This window comes from Pseudomonas agronomica (assembly GCF_025917275.1).
Lineage (GTDB): Bacteria > Pseudomonadota > Gammaproteobacteria > Pseudomonadales > Pseudomonadaceae > Aquipseudomonas > Aquipseudomonas agronomica.
The window spans coordinates 1-4,562 of record NZ_JAOSHO010000414.1; the positions used below are offsets into that span (position 1 = coordinate 1).

Annotated in this window: 2 protein-coding genes; one reads left to right on the forward strand and one right to left on the reverse strand. The window is 61.2% G+C overall.

Annotated features, from left to right (window positions below):
- Positions 1-139 precede the first annotated feature (139 nt).
- Complete coding sequence (acnB, locus tag OC610_RS21740; protein WP_181290535.1) at positions 140-2,749, forward strand: bifunctional aconitate hydratase 2/2-methylisocitrate dehydratase; 2,610 nt, start codon at positions 140-142, stop codon at positions 2,747-2,749.
- 290 nt (positions 2,750-3,039) lie between these two features.
- Here the strand turns inward: acnB and OC610_RS21745 are convergent, their stop codons facing one another.
- Positions 3,040-4,320, reverse strand: a complete 1,281-nt coding sequence (locus tag OC610_RS21745) for a serine/threonine transporter (protein ID WP_264430672.1) — start codon at positions 4,318-4,320, stop codon at positions 3,040-3,042.
- Positions 4,321-4,562 lie beyond the last annotated feature (242 nt).

Sequence of the window (4,562 nt, forward strand, 5' to 3'; positions counted from 1 at the left end):
CTTTGAAAGCAGCTTCTGTGAGGAACTCCGGCCATCCTGGCGCGGCGGCTCAAAAAGCCCCCCTGCGCGCATGAATGCCGTGAGTTTCTGGATGAGCGTCCCGGACACCCATTTGGGACCACTGATGAGGGTAATAACTGTGCTTGAAGCCTACCGCAAACATATCGAAGAGCGCGCAGCACTGGGTATCGTTCCCCAGCCGCTTAACGCCGAACAAACCGCAGGCCTGATCGAGCTGCTGAAGAATCCTCCGGCTGGCGAAGAAGCTTTCCTCGTTGACCTGATCACCAATCGCGTTCCGCCTGGAGTCGACGAAGCCGCCTACGTCAAGGCCGGCTTCCTGTCCGCCCTGGCCAAGGGCCAGGCCCAATCCCCTCTGCTGGACAAGAAGCGCGCCGTCGAACTGCTCGGCACCATGCAGGGCGGCTACAACATCGTGACCCTGGTCGAGCTGCTGGACGACGCCGAGCTGGCGCCAGTCGCCGCCGAAGAACTCAAGCACACCCTGCTGATGTTCGATGCCTTCCACGACGTGGCTGAAAAAGCCAAGAACGGTAACGTCCACGCCAAGGCCGTGCTGCAATCCTGGGCTGACGGCGAGTGGTTCAAGAAGCGCCCGGTGCTGGCCGACAAGATCAGCCTGCGCGTGTTCAAGGTCACCGGCGAAACCAACACCGACGACCTGTCCCCTGCCCCGGATGCCTGGTCGCGTCCTGACATCCCGCTGCACGCCCTCGCCATGCTGAAAATGGCCCGTGACGGCATCGTTCCGGACGAGCAAGGCAAGACCGGCCCGATGAAGCAGATCGAAGAAATGCGCGGCCAAGGCTTCCCGATCGCCTACGTCGGTGACGTGGTCGGTACCGGTTCCTCGCGTAAATCGGCCACCAACTCGGTGCTGTGGTTCTTCGGCGACGATATCCCGTACGTGCCGAACAAGCGCGCTGGCGGTTTCTGCTTCGGCAGCAAGATCGCCCCGATCTTCTACAACACCATGGAAGATGCCGGCGCACTGCCGATCGAGTTCGACGTGTCGAACATGAACATGGGCGACGTGATCGACCTGTACCCGCACGCAGGCAAGGTCTGCAAGCACGGTACCGACGAAGTCATCACCACCTTCGAAATGAAGACCCCGGTGCTGTTGGACGAAGTCCGCGCTGGCGGCCGTATTCCGCTGATCATCGGCCGTGGCCTGACCGAGAAGGCTCGCGCCGAGCTGGGCCTGCCACCGTTCGACCTGTTCAAGAAGCCTGAAGCGCCAGCCGAAAGCACCAAGGGTTTCACCCTGGCGCAGAAAATGGTCGGCAAGGCTTGCGGCCTGGCAGAAGGCCAAGGCGTTCGTCCTGGCACCTACTGCGAACCGAAAATGACCACCGTAGGCTCCCAGGACACCACCGGTCCAATGACCCGTGACGAACTGAAAGACCTGGCGTGCCTGGGCTTCTCGGCTGACCTGGTGATGCAGTCCTTCTGCCACACCGCGGCCTATCCGAAGCCGATCGACGTGACCACCCACCACACCCTGCCTGACTTCATCATGACCCGCGGCGGCGTTTCCCTGCGTCCGGGCGACGGCATCATCCACTCGTGGCTGAACCGCATGCTGCTGCCAGACACCGTGGGTACCGGTGGTGACTCGCACACCCGTTTCCCGATGGGCATCTCGTTCCCGGCCGGTTCCGGCCTGGTCGCGTTCGCCGCTGCCACCGGCGTCATGCCGCTGGACATGCCGGAATCGATCCTGGTGCGCTTCAAAGGCAAGATGAAACCTGGCATCACCCTGCGTGACCTGGTTCATGCCATTCCGTACTTCGCGATCCAGAACGGTCTGCTGACCGTCGAGAAGAAAGGCAAGAAGAACGCCTTCTCCGGCCGCATCCTGGAAATCGAAGGCCTGGAAGGCTTGACCCTGGAACAGGCGTTCGAACTGTCCGACGCCTCGGCCGAACGTTCGGCTGCCGGTTGCACCATCAAGCTGTCGAAAGAGTCGATCACCGAGTACCTGCAGTCGAACATCACCCTGCTGCGCTGGATGATCGGCGAAGGCTACGGCGATGCACGTACCCTGGAACGTCGCGCCCAAGCGATGGAAGCCTGGATCGCCGATCCGCAACTGATGGAAGCCGATGCCGACGCCGAATACGCCGAAGTCATCGAGATCGACCTGGCCGACATCAGCGAGCCTGTGCTCTGCGCGCCGAACGACCCGGACGACGCCCGCCTGCTGTCCAGCGTTGCTGGCGAGAAGATCGACGAAGTGTTCATCGGCTCGTGCATGACCAACATCGGTCACTTCCGCGCCGCCGGTAAACTGCTGGATCAGGTCAAGGGTCAGCTGCCAACCCGTCTGTGGCTGTCGCCGCCGACCAAGATGGACGCTCACCAACTGACCGAAGAAGGCTACTACGGCATCTACGGCAAGGCCGGTGCACGGATGGAAATGCCAGGCTGCTCGCTGTGCATGGGTAACCAGGCACGCGTCGAGCCGAACTCCACCGTGGTCTCGACTTCGACCCGTAACTTCCCGAACCGTCTGGGTGACGGCGCGAATGTCTACCTGGCCTCGGCCGAACTGGCATCCGTAGCGTCCATCCTGGGTCGCCTGCCGACCGTCGAGGAGTACATGGAATACGCCGGCAAGATCGACAGCATGGCAGCGGACGTGTACCGCTACCTGAGCTTCGACCAGATCGCCGAGTTCCGTGAAGCCGCTGCGAACGCCAACATCCCGGTCGTCCAAGCCTAACGCTTAAGACGCCCGACTAAAAACGCCGCCCTTCTTGCGAGGGGCGGCGTTTTTTTATGCCTGGGATTTCACTGTCGGATGAAACTGTGGGAGCGGGCTTGCTCCCACAGGAATTGAGCATGAACACAAATTTTGAGAACACCCCAAAACCAATGTGGGAGCGAGCTTGCTCGCGAAAGCGGTGGGTCAGTCGGCAGGGATGTTGGCTGTGCCGCCGCCATCGCGAGCAAGCTCGCTCCCACACGGATTTATGCCGGACGCAATGCCATAAACACCCACAAAAACGCAGGTCAGGCCAGGAGGGAATAGACCAACGCAGTGATCGCCACCAACCCCACCAACACCACAAAGACATTCGACGCCTGGCCTCGATAGCGGGCCATGGCCGGGACCTTGCGAATGGCGTACATCGGCATCAGGAACAGGATCGCCGCGATCACCGGGCCGCCCAGGGTTTCGATCATCCCCAATATGCTCGGGTTAAGAGTGGCGACGACCCAGCACACCACCAGCATGAACGCCGCAGTCAAGCGATCGAGGGTCTTGGGGGCAGGACGGCGGCCGCTCTTGACGATCAGGCCCTTGAGGCCTTCGCTGGCGCCGATGTAGTGCCCGAGGAACGACTTGGAGATGGCGACAAACGCGATCAGCGGCGCGGCAAAGGCGATGGTCGGGTTGCTGAAATGGTTGGCCAGGTACGACAGGATCGACAGGTTCTGCGCCTTGGCCTCGGCCAGTTGTGCCGGGGACAAGGTCAGCACGCAACTGAACACGAAGAACAGCACCATCACCACCATCAGCACATGGGCGCGCGACAGGATCTGTGAGCTGCGTTCTTCAGCGTTATTGCCGTAGCGACGTTTCTGATCCACCGCAAACGCCGAGATGATCGGCGAATGGTTGAACGAGAACACCATCACCGGGATCGCCAACCACAGGGTGTGCAGCAACGCCGAAGGCTGCGGCAGCGTCGACGCAGTGGTCAGGATTCCGCCGTTCCAGTGGGGCACGAGGAACACCGCGAGGAACAACAGCGCCACGATGAACGGATAGACCATCAGGCTCATGGCCTTGACGATCGCCTGCTCGCCGCAGCGCACCACGGCCAGCAGACCGAGGATCAGCACCAGGGACAGCACCGCGCGAGGGGGCGGCTGGATGTGCAACTGGTGTTCCAGGAAGCTACCCACCGTGTTGGTCAGCGCCACGCTGTAGATCAGCAGGATCGGGAAGATCGCAAAGAAGTACAACAGCGTGATCAGCGCGCCGGCCTTGATGCCGAAATGCTCTTCCACCACCTCGGTGATATCCGCCCCATCGCGACCGGACAGCACGAAACGCGTCAGGCCTCGGTGGGCATAGAACGTCATGGGGAACGCCAGCAGCGCCAGGATCAACAACGGCCAGAAACCGCCCAGGCCCGCATTGATCGGTAAAAACAGCGTGCCAGCGCCAATGGCGGTACCAAACAGGCCCAACATCCAGGTGGTGTCCTGGCGATTCCATTGGCTGAGGGTGGCTGGGGCTGTCGTTTCAAAGCGCTCTTCGACGCTATTGGCCTGATCATTCATCCGGTCGGATCTCCGCATTCCGGTCACATGCACCCGGCCAGGACGAGTCGGAAAACCCCGACAGGCAGCGCCCTGGCCGAAACAGGGGCGCGATTGTCCGGGATTAGCGAGCAGAAGCAAAGACTTAGCTGAGGAGTGGTTTTGCGGAGCAGATTTTTTTAAGCATTGATGCCAACGGGCGGCGAAGCCCGAAGCCCCCATAAAGCATTTAACGCTATTCACTTAAGGTCGTCTAAACACCT